Annotated in this window: 25 protein-coding genes; 6 read left to right on the forward strand and 19 right to left on the reverse strand. The window is 71.5% G+C overall.

The window, feature by feature from the left end; translation table 11 throughout:
• Positions 1-113 precede the first annotated feature (113 nt).
• The 10 genes from IG02_RS0132540 to IG02_RS0132585 all read right to left on the reverse strand — a co-directional run bounded on the left by IG02_RS0132540 (position 114) and on the right by IG02_RS0132585 (position 12,012).
• Entirely contained in the window at positions 114-806 is a 693-nt protein-coding gene (locus tag IG02_RS0132540) for a response regulator (protein ID WP_030756210.1), read from the reverse strand.
• Positions 803-2,083 (reverse strand): sensor histidine kinase, encoded by a 1,281-nt coding sequence (locus IG02_RS0132545; RefSeq protein WP_030756213.1) that lies wholly within the window; start codon positions 2,081-2,083, stop codon positions 803-805. The genes IG02_RS0132540 and IG02_RS0132545 overlap by 4 nt, the downstream gene beginning before the upstream one ends.
• Positions 2,080-2,955, reverse strand: a complete 876-nt coding sequence (locus IG02_RS0132550; RefSeq protein WP_234314999.1) for an ABC transporter permease — start codon at positions 2,953-2,955, stop codon at positions 2,080-2,082. The genes IG02_RS0132545 and IG02_RS0132550 overlap by 4 nt, the downstream gene beginning before the upstream one ends.
• Entirely contained in the window at positions 2,952-3,938 is a 987-nt protein-coding gene (locus IG02_RS0132555; RefSeq protein ID WP_030756219.1) for an ABC transporter ATP-binding protein, read from the reverse strand. Before IG02_RS0132555 ends, IG02_RS0132550 begins: the two co-directional genes overlap by 4 nt.
• A gap of 130 nt (positions 3,939-4,068) precedes the next feature.
• Complete coding sequence (locus IG02_RS0132560) at positions 4,069-5,847, reverse strand: type IV secretory system conjugative DNA transfer family protein (protein WP_051766039.1); 1,779 nt, start codon at positions 5,845-5,847, stop codon at positions 4,069-4,071.
• Between the two features lies 1 nt (position 5,848).
• A complete protein-coding gene (locus IG02_RS0132565; protein WP_030756223.1) occupies positions 5,849-7,354 on the reverse strand; it encodes an ATP-binding protein in 1,506 nt (501 codons plus the stop codon).
• Between the two features lie 191 nt (positions 7,355-7,545).
• Complete coding sequence (locus IG02_RS0132570; RefSeq protein WP_030756225.1) at positions 7,546-9,099, reverse strand: SCO6880 family protein; 1,554 nt, start codon at positions 9,097-9,099, stop codon at positions 7,546-7,548.
• Positions 9,096-10,388 carry a hypothetical protein gene (locus IG02_RS0132575; protein ID WP_030756227.1) on the reverse strand — a complete coding sequence of 431 codons (1,293 nt, stop codon included), beginning with the start codon at positions 10,386-10,388 and terminating at the stop codon, positions 9,096-9,098. The genes IG02_RS0132570 and IG02_RS0132575 overlap by 4 nt, the downstream gene beginning before the upstream one ends.
• 139 nt (positions 10,389-10,527) lie before the next feature.
• Complete coding sequence (locus IG02_RS0132580; protein ID WP_030756229.1) at positions 10,528-11,382, reverse strand: hypothetical protein; 855 nt, start codon at positions 11,380-11,382, stop codon at positions 10,528-10,530.
• Between the two features lie 321 nt (positions 11,383-11,703).
• Entirely contained in the window at positions 11,704-12,012 is a 309-nt protein-coding gene (locus IG02_RS0132585; protein ID WP_003985768.1) for a hypothetical protein, read from the reverse strand.
• Between the two features lie 365 nt (positions 12,013-12,377).
• Between IG02_RS0132585 and IG02_RS0132590 the strand changes: the two genes are divergently transcribed.
• Positions 12,378-13,400: an NlpC/P60 family protein gene (locus tag IG02_RS0132590; protein ID WP_051766041.1), complete on the forward strand. Its 1,023-nt coding sequence runs from the start codon at positions 12,378-12,380 to the stop codon at positions 13,398-13,400.
• Positions 13,401-13,699: 299 nt separating this feature from the next.
• A complete protein-coding gene (locus IG02_RS0132595) occupies positions 13,700-14,461 on the forward strand; it encodes a phosphatase PAP2 family protein (RefSeq protein WP_078855019.1) in 762 nt (253 codons plus the stop codon).
• A gap of 94 nt (positions 14,462-14,555) precedes the next feature.
• Here the strand turns inward: IG02_RS0132595 and IG02_RS41860 are convergent, their stop codons facing one another.
• The 4 genes from IG02_RS41860 to IG02_RS0132615 form a co-directional block, all read right to left on the reverse strand.
• Positions 14,556-15,161, reverse strand: a complete 606-nt coding sequence (locus tag IG02_RS41860) for a sortase domain-bontaining protein (RefSeq protein WP_051766042.1) — start codon at positions 15,159-15,161, stop codon at positions 14,556-14,558.
• Between the two features lie 95 nt (positions 15,162-15,256).
• Complete coding sequence (locus IG02_RS41865) at positions 15,257-15,403, reverse strand: hypothetical protein (RefSeq protein WP_158712415.1); 147 nt, start codon at positions 15,401-15,403, stop codon at positions 15,257-15,259.
• 697 nt (positions 15,404-16,100) lie between these two features.
• A complete protein-coding gene (locus tag IG02_RS0132610) occupies positions 16,101-17,735 on the reverse strand; it encodes an FAD-binding oxidoreductase (protein WP_030756247.1) in 1,635 nt (544 codons plus the stop codon).
• 322 nt (positions 17,736-18,057) lie between these two features.
• The gene (locus IG02_RS0132615; RefSeq protein WP_107055760.1) at positions 18,058-18,342 is read right to left on the reverse strand and encodes a hypothetical protein; all 285 of its coding nucleotides are present in this window, start codon (positions 18,340-18,342) and stop codon (positions 18,058-18,060) included.
• Positions 18,343-18,488: 146 nt separating this feature from the next.
• Between IG02_RS0132615 and IG02_RS0132620 the strand changes: the two genes are divergently transcribed.
• A complete protein-coding gene (locus IG02_RS0132620) occupies positions 18,489-19,316 on the forward strand; it encodes a hypothetical protein (RefSeq protein ID WP_030756253.1) in 828 nt (275 codons plus the stop codon).
• Positions 19,317-19,570: 254 nt separating this feature from the next.
• Complete coding sequence (locus IG02_RS37195; protein WP_037804982.1) at positions 19,571-19,843, forward strand: hypothetical protein; 273 nt, start codon at positions 19,571-19,573, stop codon at positions 19,841-19,843.
• Positions 19,844-19,949: 106 nt separating this feature from the next.
• On the opposite strand, the gene IG02_RS43255 is transcribed toward IG02_RS37195, so the two are convergent.
• Positions 19,950-20,399 (reverse strand): metal-sensitive transcriptional regulator, encoded by a 450-nt coding sequence (locus tag IG02_RS43255; protein ID WP_030756256.1) that lies wholly within the window; start codon positions 20,397-20,399, stop codon positions 19,950-19,952.
• 220 nt (positions 20,400-20,619) lie between these two features.
• Here IG02_RS43255 and IG02_RS0132635 point away from each other — a divergent pair, with 220 nt between their 5' ends.
• Together IG02_RS0132635 and IG02_RS0132640 are read left to right on the forward strand one after the other, a co-directional pair.
• Entirely contained in the window at positions 20,620-21,240 is a 621-nt protein-coding gene (locus IG02_RS0132635; protein WP_030756258.1) for a DUF47 domain-containing protein, read from the forward strand.
• 5 nt (positions 21,241-21,245) lie between these two features.
• Complete coding sequence (locus tag IG02_RS0132640; RefSeq protein WP_030756260.1) at positions 21,246-22,244, forward strand: inorganic phosphate transporter; 999 nt, start codon at positions 21,246-21,248, stop codon at positions 22,242-22,244.
• Positions 22,245-22,436: 192 nt separating this feature from the next.
• Here the strand turns inward: IG02_RS0132640 and pstB are convergent, their stop codons facing one another.
• The 4 genes from pstB to pstS form a co-directional block, all read right to left on the reverse strand.
• Positions 22,437-23,213 (reverse strand): phosphate ABC transporter ATP-binding protein PstB, encoded by a 777-nt coding sequence (gene pstB, locus IG02_RS0132645; protein WP_030756263.1) that lies wholly within the window; start codon positions 23,211-23,213, stop codon positions 22,437-22,439.
• Positions 23,214-23,266: 53 nt separating this feature from the next.
• Positions 23,267-24,454 (reverse strand): phosphate ABC transporter permease PstA, encoded by a 1,188-nt coding sequence (gene pstA, locus IG02_RS0132650; protein WP_078855021.1) that lies wholly within the window; start codon positions 24,452-24,454, stop codon positions 23,267-23,269.
• Positions 24,451-25,443 (reverse strand): phosphate ABC transporter permease subunit PstC, encoded by a 993-nt coding sequence (gene pstC, locus IG02_RS0132655; RefSeq protein ID WP_030756268.1) that lies wholly within the window; start codon positions 25,441-25,443, stop codon positions 24,451-24,453. The genes pstA and pstC overlap by 4 nt, the downstream gene beginning before the upstream one ends.
• 134 nt (positions 25,444-25,577) lie before the next feature.
• Positions 25,578-26,708, reverse strand: a complete 1,131-nt coding sequence (gene pstS, locus IG02_RS0132660) for a phosphate ABC transporter substrate-binding protein PstS (RefSeq protein ID WP_030756270.1) — start codon at positions 26,706-26,708, stop codon at positions 25,578-25,580.
• Positions 26,709-26,720: the final 12 nt, after the last annotated feature.

Consider the following 26,720-nt stretch of genomic DNA (forward strand, 5'->3'; position numbering starts at 1 on the left):
GGAGAGTAGGACGCCGCCGAACAATTGTTGTGGGTATGCCCCGTGTTGAAGGAGCCTGTGGTTTCTTCGGTGCGGGGCATACCTGCGTTTACAGGACGGTACGGCGCGGCCCGCTACGGACGGTCCGCCTTCACCAGGCCCGTGTCGTAAGCGAGGATGACCGCTTGCACCCGGTCCCTCGCACCCGTCTTGGCGAGAATCCGTGAGACATGCGTCTTCACCGTAGATTCCGCGAGATGCAGGCGCTCGGCGATTTCCGTGTTCGTCAAGCCCTTGCCGATGACGGTGAGGACTTCTCGTTCGCGTTCCGTCAGCGGGGCGAGTCGGGCGTCGAGGACGGCGGGCTCGGTGGTGTCGGCCGTCGCCTCTGCTGCCGGGGCAGGCAAGTGCCGTACGTACGCGTCGAGCAGACGGCGGGTGAGACCGGGGGCGACCACCGCGTCCCCGCTCGCCACGGCGCGGATACCGGACAGCAGCTCCTCCGGGAGCGCGTCCTTGACCAGGAACCCGCTGGCTCCCGCCCGTAGGCCCGCGTAGGCGTACTCGTCCAGGTCGAAGGTGGTCAGGACGAGGACGCGGGTACGCTCCCCGGCCGCCAGGATCCTGCGGGTGGCCTCGATGCCGTCCATGCCCGGCATCCGTACGTCCATCAGGACGACGTCCGGACGGTGGCGGGCGGCGAGCCGCACGGCTTCCGCGCCGTTGCCGGCCTCGCCGAGCACCGTCATGTCGTCCTGGCTCTCCAGCAGCATGCGGAAGCCCAGACGTTGCAGGGGCTGGTCGTCGGCGATGAGGACGGTCGTCACTGTTCTTCCGTGTCCTTCGGGAGGTGGAGGCGTACCCGCCAGCCGACGCCCGGCGCGGGCAGCGGTCCGGCTTCCAGTGTGCCGCCGTACAGTTCCGTTCTCTCCCGCATTCCGGTCAGCCCCCGGCCCGTCGGCGGAACCGGGGTGTCGACGGCCCGGCCCCGGCCGGTGTCGGTCACCGAGACCGAGACCGCTTCGGGACCGTAGGTGACGTCCACCGTGGCTGTGGCGGAGGGGCCCGCGTGTTTGAGCGTGTTCGTCAGCGCCTCCTGGACGATCCGGTAGACCGTGAGCTGTCTGCCCGCCGGTACGGACCGAGGTGCGCCGTCGACCGTGAAACGTATCGGCAGGCCGGCCGCTCTGGCGCCCTCGACCAGGCGGTCCAGGTCCGAGAGACCGGGCTGCGGAGCGAGTCCGGCCGAGGTGGCCGCCCTGGGATCGGCGGCCGCCGTGGGGGTCTCGCGCAGTACGTCGAGGAGGCGGCGCAGCTCCGCGAGTGCCTGGCGGCTCGTAGTGCCGATGGCCTCCAGCGCCTGGGCCGCGCGCTCGGGTGACTTGGCCGCCGCGTACGCGCCTCCGTCCGCGAGGCCCGTGATGACGGACAGGTTGTGTCCGATGATGTCGTGCATCTCGCGGGCGATCCGGGCGCGTTCGGCCGCGGTGGCGAGCTGCGCCTGCTGGTCGCGTTCCAGTTCCAGTTGGCGTGCTCGTTCCACGAGCGAGGCCAGGTGCTCCCGCCGGGCGCGGACGGCCAGGCCGATGAGCGCGACGATCAGGTAGCCGTTGAGCTGCGGTACGAACTGCTGGTCCCAACTGCCCACGGGGAAACGGGTCGCGCCCACCGCGATCGGTATCGTCACCAGGACGTACGAGGCCACCAGCGTGCGCAGCGGCAGCCGCAGGGCGATGCCGTAGACGGAGACCAACTGGACGAGCGACGCCTGGAGGTGGGCGCCGCTCCAGCTGTTCACCAGCGCGCACGGCAGCTGCGCCAGCAGTACGGTGAGCGCGTGGCGGCGCCGCCAGAACAGCGGTATGGAGAAGCCGAGGCTCAGGGTGAACACGAGCCACACCGGGACGTCTTGGTTGAACGTGGTGTTCCGCCAGCCGCCCGAGGCGTCCACGAGCGCGGCGACCACGAAGAAGCCGGTGAGGAGGAGATCCCACACCAGCGGGTGGCTGTCGTCGAAGCGCCGCGAACGCAGGGAGAGGCGGTTCAGGCGGTCGGTGAGCGGCCTGGCTCCCGCCGACCAGGCCGACGGCCCCGAGTCGTTCATACGTCGCGTCGCCGGAGCGTGAGTGCCGCCAGCGCCAGCGACCCGGCCGCCCACAGCGCCAGCGCGAGCAGCGCGGCCCCCGGGGACGCGGCGTCCGGGATCGGCCGGGCCGAGGTGACGGCGTCCAGTGCGCGGATCGGGAAGTACCGTACGGCGTTGCCCACGAAGTCGTACGGGAGCATCCCCAGCACCTCGGGCAGGATCATGACACCGCCGACGACGGCGCCGATGGCGGCCGGTACCGAGCGGGTCGACGCGCCCAGGCCGAGGGCGAGCAGCCCCAGCAGGGTCAGGCCCACGGCGTTGCCCGCCAGGCCGCGGGCGATCCCCGGGTCGCCCAGGGACGCCTGCTGACCGGTGCCGGCCAGGAAGAGCTGTGCGCCCAGGAAGGTGGCGAACGCGGTGGCGAGCGCGACGGCGAGGACCACCGCCGCGAAGACCGCGGCCTTGGCCCACAGCGCCGGCAGGCGCCGTGGCACCGCGGTCATCGAGGCGCGGACCATGCCGGTGCCGTACTCGCCCGCGGTGACGAGGATGCCCAGGACGACATAGGCGATCTGGGCGAGCTGGATGCCGATCAGGGTCATGATGACCGTGTCGAGGCCGGCGTCGTCGCCCTCTGTCCCGTAGGTCGCCCCCATCGTCAGACCGATGGCGAGGGTCAGCGCGCTCGCCGTCAGCAGGGTGATCCAGGTCGAGCGCACCGACCAGAGCTTGTGCCACTCGGAGCGCAGTACGCGGGCCTGGGTGACCTCGTAGGTGCGGGGGTGGCGCGGCAGCGGGAAGGCGGCGCCCTCGCCCGTACCGGGGGGCGCGCTCGTGCCTGTGCCTGTGCCTGTGGGGCTGTCTGTGCCTGCTGTGCCCGTGCTCATGCCTTGGCTCCTTCGAGGGCGGTGCTCGTCCGGTACTCGACGGCGTCGCGTGTGAGGTCCATGAACGCCTGCTCCAGCGAGGCGATCCGCGGGGTGAGTTCGAAGAGGGGAACGGAGTGGGCGGCGGCGGTGCGGCCTATGTGGGCGGCGTCCATGCCGCGGATCTCGAGCGTCTCCGCCAGCGCTTCCGCGGACGTCCGCGCTCCGGCCGCGGCGCTGCCCGAAGAGCCGATCTCCACACCTGGGGCGGCGAGGAGATCCCGTAGGCGCGCGGCTTGCGGCGTGACGACCGTGACGAAGTCCTGCCCGGACGCCCGTACGAAGTCGGTGACCGACGTGTCCGCGAGGAGCCTGCCGCCTCCGATGATGACCAGGTGGTCCGCCGTGAGCGCCATTTCGCTCATCAGGTGGGACGAGACGAAGACCGTACGGCCCTCCGCGGCGAGGGACTTGAGCAGGTTGCGGATCCACAGGACGCCCTCCGGGTCGAGCCCGTTGACGGGTTCGTCGAGGATGACCGTCCCAGGGTCGCCGAGCAGCGCCGCCGCGATGCCGAGGCGTTGGCCCATGCCCAGGGAGAAGCCCTTCACCCTGCGGCGGGCGACCCCGGACAGGCCGGTCAGCTCCAGCACCTCGTCGACGCGCCGACGCGGGATCCCGTGGGTGTGGGCGAGCGCCAGCAGGTGGTCGTGGGCGCTGCGGCCGGGGTGCACGGAACGCGCCTCCAGCAGGGCGCCGACCTCCTGGAGCGGGGCGGGATGCGCGGCGTAGGGCCGGCCGCCGATGGTCGCGCGGCCCCGGGTGGGCGCGTCCAGGCCCAGGAGCATCCGCATGGTGGTGGACTTGCCCGCGCCGTTGGGACCGAGGAAGCCGGTGACGGTGCCGGGGCCGACGGTGAAGGTGAGGTCGTCGACCACAGTCCTGTCGCCGTAGCGTTTGGTGAGGCCCGTCGCCATGATGCCGGGAGAGGAAGAGCTGGTCATGTCCTCGACGGTAGGCAGCGGGCCGGGGCGGATCGTCGGACCGCGGTCGGGTTGTGCGTACGGGGCGTAGTACCGGGGAAGTACGGCGGGCGCGGAGGGGGATCAGGGGGCCGTACGCGTGCTCGGTGGTTCAGCGGGGCGCCGCGGACGTCGGCGGGACGGGCGGCGGCTCCGGCAGGTCGTGCTGGGGCCAGCGGTCCTTGGCCTGTTGGCGGGAGCGGAGCAGGGCCAGCGTCGGCAGGCCTCGGTCCTGACCGGTGGCCAGCAGCTCCGGAAGGCGGGGGAGCGGGGCGACGGCGGCGACATCGTCCAGGACGAGCGTCATTGGTGGGTCGAGCCGACCGTCAGATGACCGTGCGGCCATGCGGCGGCCGTGCTCGACCACGTACGAGGCGAGTGCGGTGAGCAGCGGCATCGCACCCGGGCGGGAGCGCGGATCCTCGATCGGCTCGCCCACCACATAAAGCGTGCCCCCTTCGCGCGCGAAAGAATCCAACGCGAGCGAATCGGTTCGGTTTGTCGTACAGGCCTCCCGGACGTGGACCGAGGACAGCGCGGACAGCGCACGGGCCGTCAGCTGCTGGGCCTGGTCGCGCCGTTCGGGATAGGCCGTGAGCGCGGACTCCAGCAGGCCCGCCAGTCCCGACGCCGCCTTGGGGTGGGTGCGCAGGATCCGTACGGCGTCCCGCGTCCCGGTGCCCTGCGCCCAGCGGTGCACCTGTTTGAACGGCCGCCCGTCCACGGCCGCCGCGTGCAGCCAGCAGCGCAGGAGGGTCTCCGCGGTGTCGGCGACGGCCGCGTCGAGAAGGGCGTGCGGGCGTACGGGGGCGAGCAGCGCGACCGCGCGCTCGCCCGCCGCGCCGGGGTCCTCGCAGCCGGTGGCGGGAGACCAGTGGAGCCGGGCCGGCGTGTCGCACCGGTGGCCGGGGTCGTGGAGGAGCACGGGGCCGAGCTTGGCCCGCGCGTCCTTCGTCTCCGCCCAGAGCGTGGGGTCGGAGGTGACGACGAGGGCGGGGCCGGCGGCGTCCAGCACGGCCTGGAGGGCGGTGGGACGGCGGGCGGCGGCATCGCCGTAGCGCACACCGGGCAGGGGCGGGAAGGAGGCGGCGTTCCCGAAGGGCTCGGAGGAGGGAGAGGCCGTGGGAGACGCGGCAGGGATGGCGGCGCCAGGAGTGGTGTGCGATACGGGAGATACGTGTGACACGGGGGGCACGAGGGGTGCTGGATGTGCGACGGATGTGGGGGTGACGGGGGGCACGGGACTTGCGGAGGGTGCGGCGGACGCGCCGGTCACGGAGGAGGCGGTCGTGGCGCTGGTGACGGTCGTGGGTGGGTCGGTGGCGGTACGCGGCCCCGCCGTCCCCGCCGTCCCCGCCGACTCCGGTCCCGTCGGCCCCTGCCATGTCGGCTGCGCGGCGGGCGCCGCCTCCCATGCCGTCCCGTGCGGTGGTTCCGCCGCCTTCGCCGGTCTTCCCCGCGTCATCGCCGCCGCGGCCGCCTGTTCCCGGCGACGTGCCCGTACGACGCGGTAACGGGCCGTCACGCCCAGGACGAACACCGTCAGCACGGTCAGCACCATCAGCTGGCTTATCAACAGGCCCCAGAAGAGCCCGTATCCGGACAGCTCTCCCGGTGGGGTCTCGGGCCAGGCCGCCGGCAGGTCGTGCGGGGCCGACGCGAGTTCGCGCATGGCCATCGGCGTACGGGTGAAGGTCACGTTCTCCGGCCAGCCGCCGTGCGTGAGCAGGCCCGCCAGACCGGTGGCCGTCCAGACCAGCAGCGTCAGGCCGAGCAGGAAGCCCAGCAGGCCCACCAGCAGCCCGTCCGGCACCCCGCCGCCTTGCCGCCCGCCCCGGCCGTCGGCGGCGGAGCCGGCACCGGGCCCGGTGCCGTCGTGGTGGCGCGCCATCTCACGCCACCGTCGACTCGGTGGACTCGTTCAGCCTCCGTTGCCGCTCCAGCAGGGCCGTCCGCTGCTCCGCCTCCCAGTCCGCGGCCCGTAGGTCCTCGGGCAGGCCGTCACCGCCCAGGCCCCTGGCCTCCTGCGGTCGGTGCGCACCCGGTGTCCCCGGTGTTCCCGGCATCCCCGGGGCCCCTGCGGCGGCCGACGGGCCCGAACTCTCCGTCATGGCCCGGTCGGTGAAGACCAGCGGCCGTTCCGCCTCGGTCACCAGGTGCTTGACGACCTGGACGTTGCCGTTGACGTCCCAGACCGCGATACCGGGGGTGAGCGTCGGAATGATCTCCACCGCCCAGCGGGGCAGGCCCAGCACGAGCCCCGTCGCTCTGGCCTCGTCCGCCTTCTGGGCGTAGATCGTGCGGGTGGAGGCCATCTTGAGGATGGCGGCCGCCTCCTTGGCCGCCGCGCCGTCGACCACGTCGGACAGGTGGTGCACGACGGCGACGAAGGACAGACCGAGGCGCCGGCCGAACTTCAGCAGCCGCTGGAAGAGCTGTGCCACGAAGGGCGAGTTGATGATGTGCCAGGCTTCCTCGACCAGGAAGATGCGCTTCTTGCGGTCGGGGCGGATCCAGGTGTGCTCCAGCCAGACGCCGACGATCGCCATCAGGATCGGCATCGCGATCGAGTTGCGGTCGATGTGCGAAAGGTCGAAGACGATCAGCGGGGCGTCCAGGTCGATCCCGACGGTGGTCGGCCCGTCGAACATGCCCCGCAGGTCACCGTCCACCAGCCGGTCCAGCACCAGCGCCACGTCCAGGCCCCAGGCCCGTACGTCGTCCAGGCCCACGTTCATCGCCTCGGCCGACTCCGGCTCCGGGTGGCGCAGTTGCTCGACGATGTCCATCAGCACGGGCTGGCGCTCGACGATGGTCGCGTTGACGTAGGCGTGCGCGACCTTGAGGGCGAAGCCGGAGCGCTCGTCCAGGCCGTGGCCCATGGCGACTTCGATGATCGTACGGAGCAGGGCGAGCTGCCCGGTCGTGGTGATCGCCGGATCGAGGGGGTTGAGGCGGATACCGCCGTCGAGCGCCGCCACCGGGTCGAGCCGGATGGGGGTTATGCCCAGCTGCTCGGCGATCAGGTTCCACTCGCCGTGGCCGTCCTCGCCCTGTGCGTCGAGGACGACGACCTGGCGGTCGCGGAACCGGAGCTGGCGCAGGACGTAGGTCTTCTCCAGCGCCGACTTGCCGTTGCCTGACTCGCCGAGGACCAGCCAGTGGGGGGCGGGGAGCTGCTGCCCGTACAGCTGGAACGGGTCGTAGATGTAGCCCTTGCCGCTGTAGACCTCGCGGCCGATGATCACACCGGAATCGCCGAGGCCGGGGGCCGCGGTGGGCAGGTAGACGGCCTGGGCCTGGCCGGTCGATGTGCGGACGGGCAGCCGGGTGGTCTCCACCTTCCCGAAGAGGAAGCTGGTGAAGGCGTCCGTGAGGACGGACAGCGGGTCTCGCACGGCAGGCCCCTTTCGGCTGGTCGGTCAGGCGGGCGGGTCGGTCAGGCGGGCGGTAGGTCGGGCGGGTCGTCGGTCGGGCGGGCCGGCCACGGGGCGGGCGGTCGGGCAGTGGCCGGTGGCCTCCGCGACGGATACGGACGCGGATGTGGCCGCGGGTACGGTCGACGCGTACGGCTATGGCACGGCAACCGCTACCGGCGGATACCGGTCGCGAACGGCAACGTGTTCACGAAAGCCCGGTGGTGCTCACGATCGCACCACTCCAGCTTCAGGTACGACTTGCCGGCCGAGGCCCTGATCGTCCGTTTGTCCCTGGCCAGTGCCTCCGGTGACCTGGACGACACCGTGATGTACCCGACGAGGTTGACGCCCGCCGCACCGCTGGCGAGGTCCTCGCCGCGCTGGTCCAGCCGGCCGTGGGCGGCGACGTCGCGGGGGTCGACGGTGCGGTTCATCTTGGCGGCGCGGCTGGCTTCCGCGTCGTCGTTCGTCTTCTCCGTGAGCATCCGCTCGATGGCGATCTCGGTGGGTTCGAGATCCATGGCGACCGAGACCGTACGGATCACGTCCGGGGTGTGGACGAGCAGCGGCGCGAGGAAGTTCACGCCGACCGGGGTCAACGGCCATTCCTTGATCCACGCGGTGGAGTGGCACCAGGGCTCGCGCGTGGCCGACTCGCGCGTCTTGGCCTGGAGGTACGTCGGTTCCATCGCGTCCAGCTCGGCCGGCCAGGCGTTGCGTTTCGTCATGGCCTGGATGTGGTCGATGGGGTGGTCGGGGTCGTACATCGAGTGTACGAGGGAGGCCAGCCGGGCCTGGCCGAGCGGCTGCCGTACCCGGATGTCCGCCTCGGCGAGACGGGCGCAGATGTCGGTGAGCTCACGGGCCATCACGACGGCGAGCCCCGCGTCGCGGTCGAGCTTGCGCGGGCCGCCGGCCGCGCGCGCGGCGCGGGCCATGGCCTGGCCCTCGGCGGCCAGCTCGCGGGTGTAGTGCATGCAGGCGACCAGGTACGCGCGGTGCTGCTCGCTGGAGGTGGAGACCATCGACTGGAGCTGGTCGTAGGAGTCCTGGAGCCAGGCGGGCGCGGTGGAGTCGCCGCGCTGGGCCACGTCCTTGGCGTGCGCGTCGGGGTCGGCGGGCAGCGTACGGGCGAGCATCTGGAGGCGGGTGACGAAGCCGTCGCCGTTGGCGACGTGCTTGAGGAGCGTGCCGAACCGGTCGACCAGGGCCTCCTGGTCCTCGCTGTCGCGCAGCCCGACGCCGGGGCCCTCGATCTCGATGGCGGCGGTGACGGTACGGCGGTCGGCGTGCAGCAGGACGGCGATCTCGTCCGGACCGAACGGCGCGGACAGCCAGTTGATCCGCCCGATGCCCGGCGGCGGGCCGACCTCGACCTCCCGGCCGTCGAGCGTCGTACCGGCCTCCATGGCCCCGGAGCGGTAGGCGGTGCCGGCGCGCAGGGTGCGCTTGAAGCTGCGGTTGATCTCGAACCACTTGTAGAACGTGCGGTGCTTGTACGGCACGTACACCGCGGCCAGCGCGAGCGCCGGGAATCCGGTGAGCGTCACGATCCGCAACGACAGTACGGGCACCAGCAGGCCGCACATCATGCCGAGGAACGCGCCCGCGATGATCAGGGCGATCTCGCCGGTCTCACGGTTCTTGCCGACGATCGCGTTGGGCCGGGCGCGGCCGATGAGATACGTACGGCGGGGAGCGAGCGGATGGGACTGGGTGGTCAACGCCCTCCACCTCCTGTGCTGTTGTTGCCGGTGCTCGACGCGGACCCGCGGGAGCCGTGCGGGGTGCCGCCGGTGGGACTGCTACGGGGCGGGGGCGCGGACGGCAGGGGGCTGCCGCCGCCACCGGCCGGGCCGGAGGCGCCGCGCGAGCTGTGCGCGGCGACACCCCCGGAGACCGCGTTGGCGGGCCGGGCGCCGCCTCCGCTGCCCGTCTGCTGCTGGCCGCCGCGGCCGCTGTGGGCCTTGATGCCCTGGGAGACCAGCGCGGCGGGAGAGCTGATGACGGCGGCGGCCTTCGCCCCGTCGGTGGCCTGCTTGCGGTTGCTGCGGGAGGCGGCGATCTCGTCGCCGAAGCCGGGGACGAAGCGGTAGATCATCGCCGAGGCGAAGATCGCCAACAGGATGATGGCGAGTCCGGAGACGACGGCGGAGAACGCGTCGGGTCCGTCGTCGGCGGAGAGCGCGCCCGCGAGGCCGAGGACGATCACGATGACGGGTTTGACGAGAATGACCGCGATCATGATGCCGGCCCAGCGGCGGACGTGGCCCCACATGTTCTTGTCGACGAGCCCGGCGTAGACGACCGTGCCGAGCAGCGCGCCGACGTAGAGCAGCGCGGCCCGGATCACCAGCTCCAGCCAGAGGATCCCGGCGGCGAGGATCGACACGAGCGCGACGACGATCAGCATGATCGGCCCGCCGCCGATGTCCTCCCCCTTCTTGAGGGCCTCGGCGAAGCCGCCGAAGAAGACGTCGGTCTGGCCGCCGGTGGCGGTCGAGATGACCTCCGTGACGGAGTCGGTCGCGGAGACGACGGTGTAGAGGATGAGCGGCGTGAAGGCGGAGGCGAGGACGGTCAGCCAGAGGAACCCGATGGCCTCGGACAGCGCGGTGGTCAGCGGCACGCCGCGGATGGCGCGCTTGGCGACGGCGAGGAGCCAGAGGACGAGGGTGAGGATGGTGGAGGCGGCGAAGACGACGGCGTACTGACGCAGGAAGGCGTCGTTGGTGAAGTCGACGTTGGCGGTCGACTCCACGGCGTCGCTGAGCTTCCCGACGATCCACGCGGCGGCGTCGGCGCAGCCGCGGGCGAGGGAGGAGAGGGGATCGAGGGCGCCGGCGGGGTCGTCGACTCCGCTGGTGCGCGAGGTGCCGGAGGATCCTCCGTCGCTCTCGCAGTAGTCCTTGGCCCTGCCGGGGATGAGCTCGCACACGTTGTCGCTGGGGCTGGGCGACGGGTCGGGGGCCATCGGAGCGGCGGCGGCGCGCGCGGACAGGGCGAGGACCATCGCGAACGCTCCGGTCAGGGACAGGGATACGGAGCGGGCGGCCGCGCGGAGGCGGTGCGGGGCCGCCACCCCTGACGTTCGGCGGGGCGCGTCGTGGTGACGGCCGGCGTGCGGGGGGCGGCCGGTGAACAGCCGTCGGCTACCGGGCATAGGTGAAGCCTCCAAATCCCTCAACGGCCTTGGCGATCTCGTCGGCTGTGGAGGCTCGGTCGCCGCCGCTGACCGGCGTGGGGCCTTGGGACTGGGTCGACGAGGCGATCCTCCAGTCACCGTCGATCCACTTGAGCTTCTCCGTGATGGTGAACCAGCTCTCCGTCACCGGCTTGGTCGAGCCCTCCCCGGCGAGCCCCATGAGGCCGGTCGACCAGACCTCGACCGTGGCCGCGTCCCCGCTGATGTCCGTGACCTTGGTCCCGATCGGCACGGTCCGGGAGATGAAGGTGAGACCCGTGGGCGCGGTGCCGTCCTCGTTGAGCCCGACGCTCTGGAAGAAGGACGGCGAATAGGCCTCTTCCATCCTGCTCAGCAGACTGTCGGCCGTGGCGGGGTCGTGTGTGGCGCGGATGATCTCCTGCCGGGTGCCGGCGTCGAACATGCCGTCGGAGCCGAGCGCCACCGCGTAGTTGGCCGCCGCGCTCGCCGCGCCCTGTTCGTTCCGGGCGAAGCCCGACGGTATCGAACCGTTCTTGCCCGTCACCGGCTTGACGCCCGTCGCCGCCGTGGAGTCGGAGCCAGGGCGGGACGACGCGTCCTTGGGGGCGTCCGACGCGCCGCCTCCGCCGCCTCGGTTCGCGAACGCGATGGCCGCGATGAGGAGGACCACCACGCCGACCACGGTGATCAGGGACCGCGAGGAGCGGGCCGGGCGGCGGGGGGTGCCGTGGCCGTCGCCGGTTCTGTCCGGCAGGCGGGTACGCGTCTGGCCCGAGCCGCCGAAGCTCTCCTCCGTGCGGCCCGGGTCGCCCCCGTAGCCGTGCTCGTCGCCGAAGCTCATGCCGCGTACGCTCCCTCAGCCGAATGCGGATCCGCCACCGGTCCCGCGTGGTCCGCGTAGTACGACGGTAGCCGTGCTGGTTGCCGCGCGGGCGCGGTGTGGTGACTCGACATCAGGGAGACGCAACCTCAGCCGTTGGGCGCGACGGGCGGGTGGTGTTGGAGGTGGTCCGGCGCGGACAGCCGGTGCCGGGCGAGAACAGTTCGGTGCGGATGGGCAGCCGGTGCGGGCGGGACGCGGTGCGGTGCGAACGGTGCGGTGCGTACGTACGGTCCGTACGGCTCCCGCGGCGGGAACGCGCGCGTACCGCGAACCGCTCGCTCAGACCGCCATCCCGTACACGATCGTGAAGAGCGTGCCCAGCGAGCCGATGATGAAGACCCCGGTCAGCCCCGCGACGATCAGTCCCTTGCCCTGTTCCGCGCTGAAGGTGTCCCGGAGGGCCGTCGCGCCGATGCGCTGCTTCGCCGCCCCCCAGATCGCGATCCCGAGGCAGAGGAGGATGGCGACGGCCATCACCACCTCGATCATCACCCGAGCCTCGTTCCCCAGTGTCCCGAAGGGCCCCCAGTTTGGGGCGATGCCACCGATAATGGTAGTGATGTCGCCTTTTTCGGCTGCCAGGTACATGTAACTCACCGCCCCTGTATGGGTCGTTCACGCCTATGCCCCCATGGCACAGGTCCCGCTCTATCTTCGCTGATGGAACCGCCCGCGTATGCCGCTTGGCTGCTCTCTTTACCCGATCCCCGCACATATGACCGGCGTCACCGCCCTGACCAGGGTCGGAGTTTCCTGCTTCCGTCCCCGCTCCTTCGCTTCGTACCCCTCCCCCGGTGGGGCTTACACGTGCGCGCGAGCGTATGTCCGAAGGTGCGCGCGGTCTCTGACGTGCCCTTCCCGGCCACCTTCAAGTACCCCTGCTGAACAGCGCCTTGTCCGCCTACACTGGCGCAGGACGGAGCGCGTCCCCCGGACCCGGAGGGTGTTTGACGGTGCGTAAGGCATGGGTTGTGGCTTCCGCCGTCTGTGGGACCTGTGTCGGGTTCGTCGCGTTGCTGGTGGTCGGTACGTATTCCGCCGCGGCCGGACTGGCCGGCGGGGGCGGGGGCCGGGCGGTGGGGCTGGCCAAGGGGGCCGTGCCCGCCGCGTACCAGCCGCTCGTGCAGCGGTGGGGCAACCTGTGCCCCGCCATCAACCCCGCCCTGCTCGCCGCGCAGCTGTACCAGGAGAGCGGCTGGAACCCCAGCGCGCAGTCCCCCGCCAACGCCAAGGGCATCGGGCAGTTCATCCCCGGGACCTGGGAGGCGCACGGGATAGACGGGGACAAGGACGGGGACCGGGACATCTGGGACCCCGCCGACGCGATCCCCTCCGCCGCGACGTACGACTGCGAACTCGCCGGTTACGTCAAGGACGTGCCCGGTGACCAGACCAGCAACATGCTCGCCGCGTACAACGCCGGCGCGTACGCCGTCATCAAGTACGGGGGCGTGCCGCCGTACCGCGAGACGCAGAACTACGTGAAGATCATCCGAACGCTGGAGAAGAGCTTCGCCGCGCCCGTCGCCGGGGTCGAGCCGTCCAGGCAGGCGGCCGGCGCCATCACCTACGCGCAGGAGAAGCTCGGGACGCCGTATCTGTGGGGCGGGAACGGCACGGCCGCCCAGGGCGGACGGTTCGACTGCTCCGGGCTGACGCAGGCGGCGTACCGCAGGGTGGGCATAGAGCTGCCCAGGGTGGCCAACGACCAGTACAACGCGGGGGAGCATCCCTCCCGGGACGAACTGCTCCCCGGTGATCTCGTCTTCTTCTCGGACGATCTGACCAACTCACGGGCCATCCGGCACGTGGGCATATACGTCGGCGGCGGATACATGATCAACGCGCCGTACACAGGAGCCGTGATCCGGTTCGACAAGATCGACACCCCGGACTACTTCGGGGCGACCCGGGTCACCGAGGACGGCGCGAAATCGCTGCCGACCGATCTGCCCGGCAGCCGGCCCGGGGCCTGAGGCCAGGGGTCTTTGCCCCGGCGACCGGTCGGGGGAGGGCCGGCGGAAACGCGCGGCGCCCGGCCGGTGGCCGGAACCCTTCCTCGGAACGAGGCTCTGAGCTGCGACGATGTGTCACTCTTCGATAACGTCATGGTGATCGTTCGGTAGAGAGTGGAACGCTCATGGGGCACAGGCCGTTGCCTGAGCGACAGCTGCGGTGGAGAGCCAGCAGCATGTTCCGTACCGACCACGGGGGTTGGTGGAAGCCGCGCGCGGGCACGCGCCGCGGCGGGTGACAAGGCAAGGGGCCGCAGCAGATGGCTGGACTCTCAGCTGGACTCTCACTGGAGGGGGCGAACCCCGATGTCGGCCTGCTCTACGACATCAACGGCCTGGCCAAGGACGCTCCGGCGTGGTCGGACCGGGTCATGGAGTTCGTCGGCGAGTACGGGATCATGCTCGCGATGGTGCTCGTCGCGCTCTGGTGCTGGTGGAGTGTGCGCCGGCGCGGGTCGGCGGAGGACTCGGTCACGGCCGTCGCCGGGCTGGTCTGGGCACCCCTGGCCGCCGGCGTCGCGCTGCTGATCAACATCCCCATCCGGGGGTTCGTCGGGCGCCCCAGACCCTTCGTCGACCACAAGGGCCTGGAGGTCCTGGTGGACGGGAAGACGGACTTCTCGTTCGTCAGCGACCACGCCACGATGGCGATGGCCATCGGCGTCGGCGTCTTCGTGGTCCACCGGAAGTTCGGCCTCGTCGCGATCGGCCTGGCGCTCCTCGAAGGCTTCTGCCGGATCTACATGGGGGTCCATTACCCGACGGACGTGATCGGCGGGTTCGCGCTCGGTACGGCCGTGGCGCTGCTGCTCACGCCGCTCGCGACCGCCCTGCTCACGCCGTTGATGTGGGCGGTCGCGCGCTCCGAGCGCCTCGCTTGGTTCGTACGGTCACGGGCCGCGCGCGAGGCGGACCGGGACCGTACGCACGACACGGGGCGGCTCGACCCGGTCGCCGAGGGCGGGGCTCGTTCGCTCGACGTGTCCGAGGCGCGTCCCGACGACAACAATCTCGCTGCCTGACCTGCCTGACCTGCCTGACCTGCCTGGGGCGCGTGGGTCGCTGAACCGCCGAGGGCGCCTGAACCGCCCGGCCGAGCGGGTCAGACCGGCGTCCCTACGGCCCCTCCCGCACCGCGGACACCACCACGTTCGAATCCCAGTGACCGTGCGCGTCGATCAGCCCGCCGCAGGTGATCAGCCGGAGCTGCGGGTCCGGCACCGGGCCGTAGACCCGCGCCGTGGGGAAGTCGCCCGTCCGGTACGTCTCCACGGCCGTCACCCGGAAGGGCAGCCGCCGCCCGTCACCGCGCTCCGCCTCGACCAGGTCGCCCGGACGCAGCCGGCCCAGCTTGGCGAAGACCGCGTTGCGGATGTTGTCGCGACCGTTGCGAACGGGAACCGTACCGGGGTTGGCCGGGGCGTCCCGGTGGCCGACCAGGACGGCGGGGCCGGGCTCGCCGGGGCGCGGGCCCAGGGCGTACCAGCCGACCTTCATCGCGTCGCGGAAGCCCGGTGCGTCCAGCGAGCCGTTCTCGTCCAGCCCGAGCGGGAGGACGTCGGCGGTGAGGCGGAGCACCGGGATCCGCAGGCGTACCGGCGCGGACCCCGCGTCCGCCACCCGTACGGGCCGGGGCTCGGCCGCGGGCGCGGACGCGGAGGACGGCCGCGCGGGAGGCGGCGCGTACCACTGGGGGAACAGGTGCAGCAGTACGGCGGCCACGCCGCACAGCCCCGCGATCGTGAAGAGAAGCGCGATCGCCGCGTCGGCGGCGCCCGTGGCGCCCGCGCCTTCCCCTGCCGCCCTGTTTCTTCCGGTCAGTGGTGGTCCAACGGGGCACGGCGCCGGTAGCGGCGCGCCACGAGGACCGTGCCGGCGGAGGCCGCCGCGGTGGCGCCGACGGCCAGGGTGAGTTCCGCCGCGCCGGTCTGCTCCCGGGCCTCGTCCGGTGGGCCGGCGGCCACGTGCCGTGTGCCGTGAACCGCGCCGCCCCGTGCCGCGCCCGAGGGCGTCGCTCGCAACTGGCCCGCGGGGGAGGCCACGGCGGACCGGGGCGCGGCGGGCGCTGAGGTCGGGGGCACTGAGGACGGGGGTGCGGCGGCGGGGGCCGTACCCGTCGGGGGCGGGCTCGGTTTCGGCCGCGACGTCGACGAGATCGTCCCCGACACGGACGGGCTCGGCGGGGCCGTGGCGCCCCGTGGCGCCGCGGGCGGGGCCGCCGGTGCGCCGGCCAGCGGACCGGGTGGGCCGGCCGGCGGTGGGTCCGATTCCGGTGCGGCGTCGGCGATTACGGCGAAAAGAGTGGTGGCGGTGACGACGGCGAGTGTGCCGAGCGTGGCTATGCGGGAGGGGTGCGGGTGCGCGAGCCGGTGCGTGAAGCGGTGCATGAGGACGCCCCTGGAGGTCTGAGGGTCTGAGGTCTGAGGGTCGGGAACCGAGGCTGTCGGTGGCCGATGCCTGGTCGCTGTCGGCTATGTACAGGCCATCGCCCGTCGGTCCGTACGGCCACCTCGGTGGGCCGTACGGCCTACAGCGACCACTCCGCGCCCCGGCCCCCGGCCGGCCGCTCCGCGCACCCGCCGCCCCTGACCGCCGCCCCGCCCTGTCGCGGAGCGTCCGTGTCCGTGTCCGCGTCCGCATCCGTGTCCGCGCTCGCGTCCGTCAGAGCGCCTGCGGGAAGTCGAACAGCCGGTCCGGGTCGTATCTCCTCTTCAGCCGCGTCAGCCGGTCCGCCGCCGTCCCGTAGTACGACGAGCGCCAGTCGGACAGTTTCGGGTCGGTGTAGTTCTGGTACGCCCGGCCGGACGCGTGCCGACGCATCGAGGTATGAGCGTTTTTGAGCCAATCCTGGTGTGCCGTGCCGGAGGTTCCCGGCTGCCAGGAGGCGATGTACTGCGCCAGCAGCCGCGCGCGCCGGTGCACGAAGGCCGTCGCGGCCGGGTCCGTGCGGTTGATCGCGCCGCCCAGCGCCGTGAGGATGACCGAACCGCCACCGCCCCGGTAGGCCGGGAGCCGGGTGAACTCCTCGGTGGCGGAGACCAGGGCGCGTACGCCCGCGGGCGTCAGGGACCGGTCGTAGAAGTCCGAGGTGCCCGCGTACGTCTCGCGGCGCAGGGCTCCCCGAGGGCTCCGGCCGGGCGTCGTGCCGGGCAGCCGGCACTGCTCGTCGCTCAGCCCGGAGCAGCCGCCGAACAGCCGCATCGCCTCCTCGTACCCGCGCCGGCGGACCGAGACCGAGCGCGCGGACCCCGGACCGCCGGGGCCGTCGGCGAGCCGGTCGAGGGCGTTCTTCAGCTCCGTCTCACCGCCGAGCGAGAAGGCGGAGAGGGAGACGGTGGGGGCCACGCCGCCGGGCCCGGCGGACAGGTGGAGCGAGGACCAGATCTCGTCCGGCTGCTCGGGTCCCCACGCCTGCCACGCCCGGACCAGGGTCTCGGCCTTGGACCAGGGCCAGGAGGCGAACGCGGTGACGGCCTCGGGCGCCGGGTGGGTTCGGAAGCGCAGCTCGGTGACGACGCCGAAGTTGCCGTTCCCGGCGCCGCGCAGTGCCCAGAAGAGGTCCGCGTGCCGCTCGGAGTCGGCGGTCAGCCGCTTGCCGTCGGCCGTCACGAGGGTGGCGGACAGCAGGTTGTCGCAGGTCAGCCCGTACGCCCGGGATACGACCCCATGGCCGCCGCCGAGGGTGAGTCCGGCGATGCCGACGGTGGGGCAGGAACCGGCGGGGATCGTACGGCCCCGGCGCGCGAGCGTCCGGTAGACGTCGCCGAGCCGGGCGCCCGCGCCGATGACGGCGTCCGGCCCGGCCCGGTCGATCGCGTCGAGGCGCGAGACGTCGATGACGAGCCGGCCGTTGCCGCTGGACCAGCCCGCGTAGGAGTGGCCGCCGCCGCGGATGGAGACGGGGACGCCGCCGGAGCGGGCGAAGGCGAGGCACTCCCTTATGTCGTCCTCGCCGGAGACATAGGCGATCGCCGCGGGCTTCAGGTCGTCGAACCGGGTGTTGTAGAGCTGACGCGCGGTCGCGTACGCGGCGTCGTCGGGGCGTACGAGCTCACCGTCCAGGCCCTTGCCCAGGGCGTTCCAGGCGGCGGCGCCGACAGGCCGGGCGGAACCGGAGGCGGCGGCCGTACCGCCTGTCCCGGCCGAGGGGGAGGCGCCGGTCCTGTCCGGCGTGCTCTTCCCGTCGACGCCATCGGCGCCGTGCGTGCCGGAACCGCCGGAGCCGCCGGAGCAGGCGGTCGCCGTCGTGGCCGTGAGGGCTCCGGCCGCGGCCGTGAGCAGCGTGCGCCGTTCCATGCGGCGACCTCCTGAGGAGCGATGCCGGGGAAGGGCCTTCCCCGGGGAACGCGCGGTCGACGTCCTGGGAAACGGGACGAGACGCGCGGGCCGTCGGGTTCCGTCAGGCGGGCGGTGTTTCGTGTCATCGGTGGACGCGGGGCGGCGGTCGGCGGGGACGGCGGGAGCAGCGGGAACAGCGGGCCTGGTGGTGCGCGAGTGGTGTCAGCACGACGGGACGACAGCGCGACGGGGCAACCGCACGACGGGGCGACAGGGGCGACAGGCATCGCGGTACCGCGCGGGGTCTCACGGCGCCCGGGCCGTCAGCGTGCGCGGGCCGTCAGGGCGTTGCCGTGTCCGACTCGGCAGCGGCCGCCGCGTGCGCCCGCGCGTCCGTACGTGCCCGGTCACGCGCCCGGCGCGCGGGGCCCGACCAGCCGCACGAACAGCGGGCCAGGCAGAACGAGCCGCGTTCGACGGTGGAGGCGGTGTGGCCGAGGGGGCCGAGGGGTCCGGCGGGACCGGGGGAGTCGGTGGAGCTGACGGTGCCGGCAGGTCCGGGGGTGGTGCCGGCGCGGCGCTCGGGGATGTCGGTGCGGCGCTCGCGGGTGTCTGTATCGCACACGCCTCCACCGTACCGGCGGGGCGGCGGCCGTTGACCCCGACGGTCGGCCGGAATCCGTCCCGGCGTGACGGGGGACGCGGGCGGTCGTTATGGGGAACGGGCGGACTCGGACAAGCGGCGGCCAACTGCAGGGGGTTTGGCAGGCGATGGTGGTGCGGGAGCACAGACGCAGAGGCGCGGCGTTCGCCGCCGTGGCCGTGGCGGGTGTCGTGGCCACCGGCACCGGCTGCTCCACGAGCACGGGCGCCTCGGCCGACGACCGGCCGGGCCGGGACCCCGCGGCCGTGCGCGGCGCGGCGGATGTGCTGATCGCGGCCGGGAGTTCCAGGGCCCGCACGTCCATGGAGATGGCGGCCGGCGGGACGCGCGTGACGATCCGGGGCGAGGGCGGCTACGACTTCGCCAAGCGGATGGGGCGGCTCCGGGTCGTCCTGCCCAAGGACCCGGCGGGCACGAGCGAGCACCGGCCCATCACCGAACTGCTCTCGCCCACCGCCCTGTACATGAAGAACCGGGGCGCCGGGGTGCCCGCCGACAAGTGGGTACGGGTCGACTCGACCGACCTGCGAGACGGGAACCTGGTCACGGGCGGGGCGACGGATCCGCTGACCGCCGCCGAACTGCTGCGCGGCGCCCGGGACATCACCTTCGTCGGCGAGCAGGACCTGGCCGGCACGCGCGTCCGGCACTACCGGGGCGTCACGGACATCGGCCGGGCCGCGAAGTCGGCGGCGTCGTACGCGCGCGAGGCGCTGGCCGCCGCGGCGGACGGGTTCGGCGAGGACGCGGTGCCGTTCGACGCCTATCTGGACGAGGCCGGGCGGCTGCGCAAGGTCAGGCACCGGTTCAACTACGTGAACCAGGGGCGGACGTTCGAGGTCGCCTCGACCACGCTGCTGTACGCGTTCGGGGTGGGCGTCGCCGTCGCGCTGCCGCCGGAGGAGGACATCTTCGCCGGCGAGATCAAGATGTGACCTTCGGCGGGCGGCGGCCGGGGCGGGAGCGCACACCATCGGCCACCGCCGTGCGCGGGGCCCGGAACAGACGCCCGTACCTGCGCCGATGCCGGTGGCGGACGCGGGTAGACGCATCGCCGGGCAAGGGGCGGCAAGAACGGATCAAGCCGTAACCCCCGAGGGCCAAGACGGAAATGGTCCGGACGTGCCATGCGCGCGCGTAGCACGCTCCCTAGGCTGGAGACGAGACCGGCAGGGAGAGGTGACAGCACGTGGGTGCGTTGCGTACGCCGACCGTCCAGGACCACGTGGCCCTCGCCGAGATCGAGCTGTGCGGGGAGTTGATGATCGCGGCGTCCGCCGCGGACGGGGAACGGCTGAGTCCGGACCGTATCGACGAGGTACTGAACGTGACGGCCGAGCGCCCCGGAGCGGAGCTTCCCGGCCGGGCCGGGGTGGCCGGGCCGCCCCGGGTGGCGGCTGTCTCGTCCTGTCCCTCCCGTCCCGCCCGGCTCGTTCGACGGACAGGGGCCCACGGGGAGTGAGCGCGCCGGCACGGGGGCCACGGTGCTGTGACCATGCCCCCGGCCGGCGCTTCCGCCCAATAGCGCCGGCGGTCGCTTCCGCGACGTTCCGGCGGTCAGAGGACTTTCAGGTGCGGAGCAGGCGCGCGATCGCCTTGGTCGCCTCGTCCACCTTCGCGTCGATCTCGTCGCCCCCCTTGACGGCCGCGTCCGCCACGCAGTGACGCAGGTGCTCCTCCAGGAGCTGGAGGGCGAAGGACTGGAGGGCCTTGGTGGAGGCCGAGACCTGGGTGAGTATGTCGATGCAGTAGACGTCCTCGTCGACCAGCCGCTGGAGTCCGCGGATCTGGCCCTCGATCCGGCGCAGCCGCTTGAGGTGCTCGCCCTTCTGTTTGTGGTAGCCGTGCACCCCGTGGTCGTGGTCCGTGGCGCCGGCGTCGTCGTCGGACGATCCCGCGGAACCGGCAGCTCCGGCCGCTCCGGCCGGGTCGGGCGTACCGGCCGGTACGGTCGCTCCCGCCGTCGGCACGGAAGGCGCGTCCTCCGCCATCGCGCCGGCCGCTTCAGTGGTCGTCATCGCGTCCTCCCGGTGGTGCCGCGTTCCTGGTGAGCCCGAAAGGGCGGTCATACCGGTGTTTATACCCCACCTGGGTATAGGGTACCGGTTTGTGCGGTCTGGTACAGGGCCCTGTGTCGAGCCCGTGGCCGATGGGCGACACTGGGATGCCGGTTAGCTGTGGCCGGATGATGCGCCTAGCATCACCCTGACCGAATCCCATGTAACCCGAGGACCCCACGTGCGTTTTCGTCTGACCCCCAGGGAGACGAGCTTCTACGACATGTTCGCCGCGTCCGCGGACAACATCGTCACGGGCTCGAAGCTCCTGATGGAACTCCTCGGTGCGGATTCCTCCGCGCGGGCCGAGATCGCGGAGCGGATGCGGGCAGCGGAGCACGCGGGAGATGACGCCACTCACGCGATCTTCCATCAGCTCAACTCCTCCTTCATCACGCCGTTCGACCGCGAGGACATCTACAACCTCGCCTCCTCGCTCGACGACATCATGGACTTCATGGAGGAGGCCGTCGACCTCGTCGTCCTCTACAACATCGAGGAGCTGCCGAAGGGCGTCGAGCAGCAGATCGAGGTCCTGGCCAGGGCGGCCGAGCTGACCGCCGAGGCCATGCCGCACCTGCGGACGATGAGCAACCTCACCGAGTACTGGATCGAGGTCAACCGGCTGGAGAACCAGGCCGACCAGATCCACCGCAAGCTGCTGGCGCACCTCTTCAACGGCAAGTACGACGCGATGGACGTGCTCAAGCTGAAGCAGATCGTCGATGTGCTGGAGGAGGCCGCGGACGCGTTCGAGCACGTCGCGAACACGGTGGAGACCATCGCGGTCAAGGAGTCCTGACGTCAGTGGACACCTTCGCACTGGTCGTGACCATCGGGGTCGCGCTCGGCTTCACGTACACCAACGGCTTCCACGACTCCGCCAACGCCATCGCGACCTCGGTGTCCACCCGGGCACTGACCCCGCGCGCCGCCCTCGCCATGGCGGCGGTGATGAACATGGCGGGCGCGTTCCTCGGCCAGGGGGTCGCCAAGACCGTGAGCGAGGGGCTGATCGCCACGCCGCACGGTGAGAAGGGGATGGCCATCCTCTTCGCCGCGCTGGTCGGCGCGGTCGTCTGGAACCTGATCACCTGGTACTTCGGGCTGCCCTCCTCGTCCTCCCACGCGCTGTTCGGCGGCATGGTGGGCGCCGCGCTGGCCGGCGGGACCGAGGTGATCTGGACCGGGGTGCTGGAGAAGATCGTCATTCCGATGTTCGTCTCGCCGGTCATCGGCCTGGTCGCCGGTTACCTGGTGATGGTCGCGATCATGTGGCTGTTCCGCAGGACCAACCCGCACAAGGCCAAGCGCGGATTCCGGATAGCCCAGACCGTGTCGGCGGCCGGGATGGCGCTCGGACACGGTTTGCAGGACGCGCAGAAGACGATGGGTATCGTGGTGATGGCGCTGGTCATCGCGGATGTGGAGCAGTCCGGCGACGAGATCCCGATCTGGGTGAAGATCGTCTGCGCGCTGATGCTGTCCCTCGGTACGTACGCGGGTGGCTGGCGCATCATGCGCACGCTCGGCCGGAAGATCATCGAGCTGGACCCGCCGCAGGGGTTCGCGGCGGAGACGACCGGCGCCTCGATCATGTTCGGCTCGGCGTTCCTGTTCCACGCGCCGATCTCCACGACGCACGTCATCACCTCGGCGATCATGGGCGTCGGGGCGACGAAGCGGGTGAACGCGGTGCGCTGGGGGGTCGCGAAGAACATCATTCTGGGCTGGTTCATCACGATGCCGGCGGCGGCACTGGTGGCGGCCCTCAGTTTCTGGGTGGTCCGGCTGGCGTTCGGCTGACAGGCCGCGTCGCGCGCTGTCGCCGTCGTGCCGCGCGCCGCCGCCGTGGTGTCGCCGTGTGTCCGCCGGCGACGGCCCGTGCGCGCGTACGTCGCCACGCAAGTGGGCCCGCCCCCTTGGGAGAGGGGGCGGGCCCTTCGTCGTGCGGTGGCACCGCCATGCAGCACCGCAGGACGCGTCGTCGCCGTCCCGTCAGCCGAAGCGGCCGGAGATGTAGTCCTCCGTCGCCTGTACGGACGGGTTGGCGAAGATCCGCTCGGTCTCGTCGATCTCGATGAGCTTGCCGGGCTGGCCGACGGCGGCCAGGTTGAAGAACGCCGTACGGTCCGACACCCGCGCCGCCTGCTGCATGTTGTGCGTCACGATGACGATGGTGAAGCGTTCCTTCAGCTCACCGATCAGGTCCTCGATGGCGAGGGTCGAGATCGGGTCCAGGGCCGAGCACGGCTCGTCCATCAGCAGGACGTCCGGCTCGACCGCGATCGCGCGGGCGATGCACAGGCGCTGCTGCTGACCGCCGGAGAGGCCGGACCCGGGCTTGTTCAGCCGGTCCTTGACCTCGTTCCACAGGTTCGCGCCCTTGAGGGACTTCTCGACGATCTCGTTCAGCCGGCTCTTGCCGTACTTGCCGTTCAGCCGCAGCCCGGCCGCGACGTTGTCGTAGATCGACATCGTCGGGAACGGGTTGGGGCGCTGGAAGACCATGCCGACCGTACGGCGTACGGCGACGGGGTCGACGTTCGAGCCGTACAGGTTCTCGTCGTCCAGCAGCACCTTGCCCTCGACGCGGCCACCGGGGGTGACCTCGTGCATCCGGTTCAGGGTGCGCAGGAAGGTCGACTTGCCGCAGCCGGACGGGCCGATGAAGGCCGTCACGGAACGGGGCTCGACGGTCATCGAGATGTCGTCGATGGCCCGGTGGGAGCCGTAGAACGCGGAGAGTCCGCTGACGTCGATGCGCTTGGCCATGTCAATCACTGCTTCTTTCGTGGCCCCGGTCGGCGGAGCCGGATGTCGTGGCCTCAGCGGCCGGTCTTCGGGGCCTTCCAGCGGGCGATTCCGCGCGCCACCAGGTTGAGGATCATGACGAAGGCGATGAGCACCAGTGCCGCGGCCCAGGCGCGGTCGATCGACGCGACCTCGCCGGCCTTGTACTGCTCGTAAATGTAGAAGGGCAGCGACGACTGCGCCCCTTCGAAGGGGTTGGAGTTGATCAGCTGGCTGCCGAAGACGAGCAGGATGATCGGCGCGGTCTCACCGGCGATACGGGCGATCGCGAGCATCACACCCGTGGTGATGCCGCCGATCGCGGTCGGCAGGACCACCTTGAGGATCATCCGCCACTTCGGTACGCCGAGGGCGAGCGCGGCCTCGCGCAGCTCGTTAGGGACGAGCTTGAGCATCTCCTCGGTGGAGCGGACCACGACCGGCATCATCAGGATCGCCAGGGCGAGCGAGCCCATCAGACCGGACGGCTCGATCTTGCCCATCAGCATGATCGCCAGGATGAACAGACCCGCGACGATGGACGGGATGCCCGTCATGACGTCCACGAAGAAGGTGACGGCCTTGGCCAGCGCGCCCTTGCCGTACTCGACGAGGTAGACGGCGGTCAGCAGGCCGATCGGCGTGGCGATCACGGTGGCGATGCCGACCTGCTCCAGCGTGCCGATCAGCGCGTGGTAGACACCGCCGCCGGCCTGGGAGCTGGGGACGCCGGCCATGGAGTGGCTGAGGAAGTACGGGTCGAGGACCTTCATCCCGCGGCTGACGGTGACCCAGAGCAGCGAGAACAGCGGGATCACGGCGAGGATGAAGCAGACCCAGACGACGCTGGTGGCGAGGCGGTCCTTGGCCTGCCGGCTGTTCTCCACCGCCGAGGTCACCGCGTACGAGATGACCAGGAACGCGACCACCGCGATCAGGCCCCACTGCACCCGGCTCTGGAGACCGGCGCCGGCGCCGACGGCCACGCCGATCACGATGCCGGCGGCGGCGAAGCCGGCCGGCGCCCAGCGGGGCAGGCCGCGCTGGCTGAGACTCTGCCGGCGCTCGGGGCCGGAGCCGGGGCCGCCGCTCGGGGCCGGGCCGGGGCCGCTGCCGGAGCTCTCGCCCGTCGCCGGGGCGGCGGGCCTGTTCTGTATGGCCGCGCTTCCGGCCGGACCGGCCGCCGGGCCGTTGCCCGCCGCGCCGCTGTGTGCGTTACTCATGCGTTGGCCCCCGAGTACTCCTTGCGGCGGGCGATGATGAGGCGGGCCGCGCCGTTGACCAGCAGGGTGAGAAGGAAGAGCACCAGGCCGGACGCGATCAGCGCGTCCCGCCCGAACTGGTCGGCCTCGTCGAACTTCGCCGCGATGTTCTGGGCGAACGTTCCGCCGCCCGGGTCCAGCAGGTGGAGCGACATCACGAAGTTCGGGGAGAGGACCGTGGCGACGGCCATCGTCTCGCCGAGCGCGCGGCCGAGGCCCAGCATCGAGGCGGAGATGACGCCCGAGCGGCCGAAGGGGAGGACCGACATGCGGATGACCTCCCAGCGGGTGGCGCCGAGCGCGAGCGCCGCCTCCTCGTTCATCCGCGGCACCTGGAGGAAGACCTCGCGGCTGACGCTGGTGATGATCGGCAGGATCATGATCGCCAGCAGGATGCCCACGGTGAACATGTTGCGGGCGACGCCGGGCTGGGTCTGGTCGAAGATGTACGTCCAGGAGAAGTACTGGTCGAGCCAGAGGTTCAGACCGTCGAGGTACGGCACGAGGAAGAGGGCGCCCCAGATGCCGTAGATGATCGACGGCACGGCGGCCAGCAGGTCCACGACGTACGCGAGCGGCGCGGCCAGCCGGCGCGGCGCGTAGTGCGAGATGAACAGCGCGATGCCGACGGCCACCGGAACCGCGATCACCAGCGCGATGACGGAGCTGACGACCGTGCCGAAGAGCAGGACCGCGATGCCGAAGACCGGCGGGTCGCCGGCCGGGTTCCAGTCGAAGGTCGTGAGGAAGTTGCCCTCGTCCTGGGAGATGGCGAGCGTGGCGCGGTAGGTGAGGAAGACCGCGATCGTCGCCATGATGACGAGCAGCAGAATGCCCGAGCCCTTGGAGAGGCCCGAGAAGACCGTGTCGCCCATGCGGCCGGTCGAGCCGCCCGGCGAGGACTTGGCCGGTGGTGCCGGCGGGGTGTCTATCGGTGTGGTGGAAGCCATGGTCTTTCCGGTCTGTGTGGGGGAGAGGGGGCTCCCCTGGCGGCGGTGCACCGGATGGGGTGGACGGCCGCCGGCCCGGAGGTCTTCCGGGCCGGCGGCGTCACGAGAGGGCCCTGGTCAGGAGAGGGCCTTGGTCAGGAGAGGCCCTTCACGGTCTCGCGGACCTTGGCGTTGATCTCGGCGGGGATCGGCGCGTAACCGGCCTCCGAGAGCAGCTTCTGGCCGTCCTCGCTGGAGGTGTAGTTCAGGAAGGACTTGACCGCGGGCAGGGTCTCGGCCTTGTTGCCCTTGTCGCAGACGATCTCGTACGTCACGAGGACGATCGGGTAGGCGCCGTCGGCCTTGGTGGCGTAGTCGAGGTCGAGCGCCAGGTCCTTGCCGGTGCCCTTGATCTTGGCGGCGGCGATGGCCTTGGACGCGTTGGCCGAGGACGCCTCGACCGGCGCGCTGGCACCGGTGTCGATCTTGACCGTGGGGATCTTCTGCGAGGTGGCGTACGAGAGCTCGAAGTAACCGATCGAGCCGTCCACCTGCTTCACCTGCGTCGCCACGCCGGAGGATCCGGAGGCCGCCTGGCCGCCCGGGGCGGGCCACTTCTTCTCGGCCTCGTACTTCCAGTCCGAGGCGGCCGCGGCGCCCAGGTACTTGCCGAGGTTCTGGGTGGTGCCGGAGTCCTCGGAGCGGTGGAACGCCTGGATCTGCTTGTTCGGGAGCTTGGCGTCCGGGTTGAGCTTCTTGATCGCCTCGTCGTTCCAGTTCTTGATCTTGTTGTCGAAGATCTTGGCCAGCGTGGGGGCGTCCAGGACCAGGTTGTCCACGCCCTGCAGGTGGTAGCCGATCGCGATCGGGCCGCCGACCATGGGCAGGTTGATGCCCTGGCCGCCCTTACAGGTCTGCTTCGACTCGGCGACCTCTTCGGGCTTGAGCGCCGAGTCGGAGCCCGCGAAGCCCACGGTGCCCTGGTTGAAGGCGACGATGCCCTCGCCGGACGACGAGGACTTGTAGTTGACCTCGACGCCGGTGCAGGTGGCCATGTAGTTCTTGACCCACAGGTCCATCGCGTTCTTCTGCGCGCTGGAGCCGGACGCCCGCAGCTGGCCCTTGGCGTCCGCGCAGACCTCCTTGGAAGCCGCCGAGGCCTTGGTGCCCGAGTCGCCGGGTGCCGTGTTGTCGTCGGATCCGCACGCCGTGAGAACCAGGGCGCCGGAGACGGCGAGGGCACCGAGCGCGGTGGCGCGCAGCCCGTTCTTGCGCTGAAGCTTCACTTCGGGTGTTCC

It is taken from the genome of Streptomyces sp. NRRL F-5135 (genome assembly GCF_000719775.1).
Classification (GTDB): Bacteria; Actinomycetota; Actinomycetes; order Streptomycetales; family Streptomycetaceae; genus Streptomyces; species Streptomyces hebeiensis.